Consider the following 1,569-nt stretch of genomic DNA (forward strand, 5'->3'; position numbering starts at 1 on the left):
GTTGTCGTAACAGTGACCTTTACGCGACATTGATGTTTTCAGACCAGACTGCTCCTGTATGACCCGGTAATCGTATGCGCAGTACTGTGAACCTCGATCGGAGTGGTGGATTAGCCCGGCAGGTGGGCGCTGGCTCCTGAGCACCATAAACAGGGCTTTACCCGTCAATATTGGCTCCTTCTGATGCCATTCTATTTCAGGAAGGAGTGTCCGTTAAACTCAGGCTACCTCAAAAAGTTATCGGTGCGTTTATCGAAAAACATATGTTCTACTAATTGGAGTCATTGTCTGTAAAAGCAACTCAAAAATACAAGTTGCTTATTCCCCTTGTTGGTAAGAACTTAATTCTAACTGTTTGTTCTGGGTGTTTTAAACGTCCTCCTTTTTATGCTTGTTCATAACGGATATTTAATAGGTAACCTTTGTTTTAGCATCTTCTGATTTATTTAAATTATGTGATAGTGCACACAATTTTATTATCCAGTACTTTATACTCTTAATAAAATAATTATAAATATTTATCCTCTATAAGGAGATGTTATATGAAAAGACAGCTTTTTACTCTTAGTATTGTCGGGGTATTTTCTTTAAATACCTTTGCATCATTCCCTCCGGGAAATGATGTGACAACAAAACCTGACCTTTACTACCTGACAAACGATAATGCTATTGACAGTCTGGCATTATTACCGCCTCCACCACAAATCGGAAGTATTGCCTTCCTGAATGACCAGGCCATGTATGAAAAGGGGCGTTTATTGCGAAATACTGAAAGAGGGAAGCTGGCAGCTGAGGATGCCAATCTCAGTAGTGGTGGCGTGGCAAATGTATTTTCTGCTGCTTTTGGTTCTCCGATAACGGCTAAAGATTCACCAGAATTGCATAAATTACTGACAAATATGATTGAGGATGCCGGAGACTTGGCAACGCGTTCAGCAAAAGAATATTATATGCGTATTCGACCTTTTGCTTTTTATGGTGTTTCTACGTGTAATACAAAAGAACAGGATACATTATCCAGAAATGGCTCTTATCCATCAGGTCATACATCGATTGGTTGGGCAACAGCACTTGTATTGTCCGAAATAAATCCGGCACGCCAGGATACCATTCTGAAACGGGGTTATGAACTGGGGGACAGCAGGGTTATTTGCGGTTATCACTGGCAAAGTGATGTTGACGCAGCACGTATTGTTGGCTCTGCTATTGTAGCAACACTGCACTCAAATCCTGTGTTCCAGGCACAATTACAAAAAGCGAAAGATGAATTCGCTAACAATCAGAAAAAATAATGCTTTTAGCCAGTACGCCTTATAACCCCGACCTTCAGGGCTAATGCCAGTCAGTTAAGCAACTGACTGGCTCTTTTTCAGGGCTGTGGGGTATTTCCAGGGCCTCTCCTTTACCACTCTCGGGAAGGCCCTTTCCCTTCTTGTCGGTAATTTCACTAGGCTGTGTCCCTCTTAATGGCGTAAGCGTTGATAAAAGAGTCGGATGCAGCCCAGTTTCACCATCGCCAGGTAATTTCTCGCCGTTTTGTCGTAACGCGTGGCGATGCGGCGATATTCT

Annotated in this window: 1 protein-coding gene and 3 pseudogenes; 1 reads left to right on the top strand and 3 read right to left on the bottom strand. The window is 42.4% G+C overall.

What is annotated here, in order from left to right; all coding sequences use genetic code 11:
- A pseudogene (locus tag BFF42_RS16605) lies at positions 1-168 on the bottom strand (DDE-type integrase/transposase/recombinase); the annotation flags it as partial.
- A gap of 374 nt (positions 169-542) precedes the next feature.
- Here BFF42_RS16605 and phoC point away from each other — a divergent pair.
- The gene (gene phoC, locus BFF42_RS16615) at positions 543-1,292 is read left to right on the top strand and encodes an acid phosphatase PhoC (protein ID WP_000828661.1); all 750 of its coding nucleotides are present in this window, start codon (positions 543-545) and stop codon (positions 1,290-1,292) included.
- A gap of 54 nt (positions 1,293-1,346) precedes the next feature.
- Here the strand turns inward: phoC and BFF42_RS27845 are convergent.
- Both BFF42_RS27845 and BFF42_RS16620 read right to left on the bottom strand, forming a co-directional pair.
- Positions 1,347-1,451, bottom strand: a pseudogene (locus BFF42_RS27845) (hypothetical protein); the annotation flags it as partial.
- A 12-nt stretch (positions 1,452-1,463) separates the two neighbouring features.
- Positions 1,464-1,569 (bottom strand): annotated as a pseudogene (locus tag BFF42_RS16620) (IS5 family transposase); the annotation flags it as partial.

Origin of the sequence: Shigella sp. FC1661 (assembly GCF_001712525.1) — a bacterium.
Taxonomy (GTDB): Bacteria; Pseudomonadota; Gammaproteobacteria; order Enterobacterales; family Enterobacteriaceae; genus Escherichia; species Escherichia coli.

Bases quoted from the DNA above. Each gene is read 5' to 3' on its own strand.
- phoC (WP_000828661.1), top strand. From the start codon at position 543: ATGAAAAGACAGCTTTTTACTCTTAGTATTGTCGGGGTATTTTCTTTA.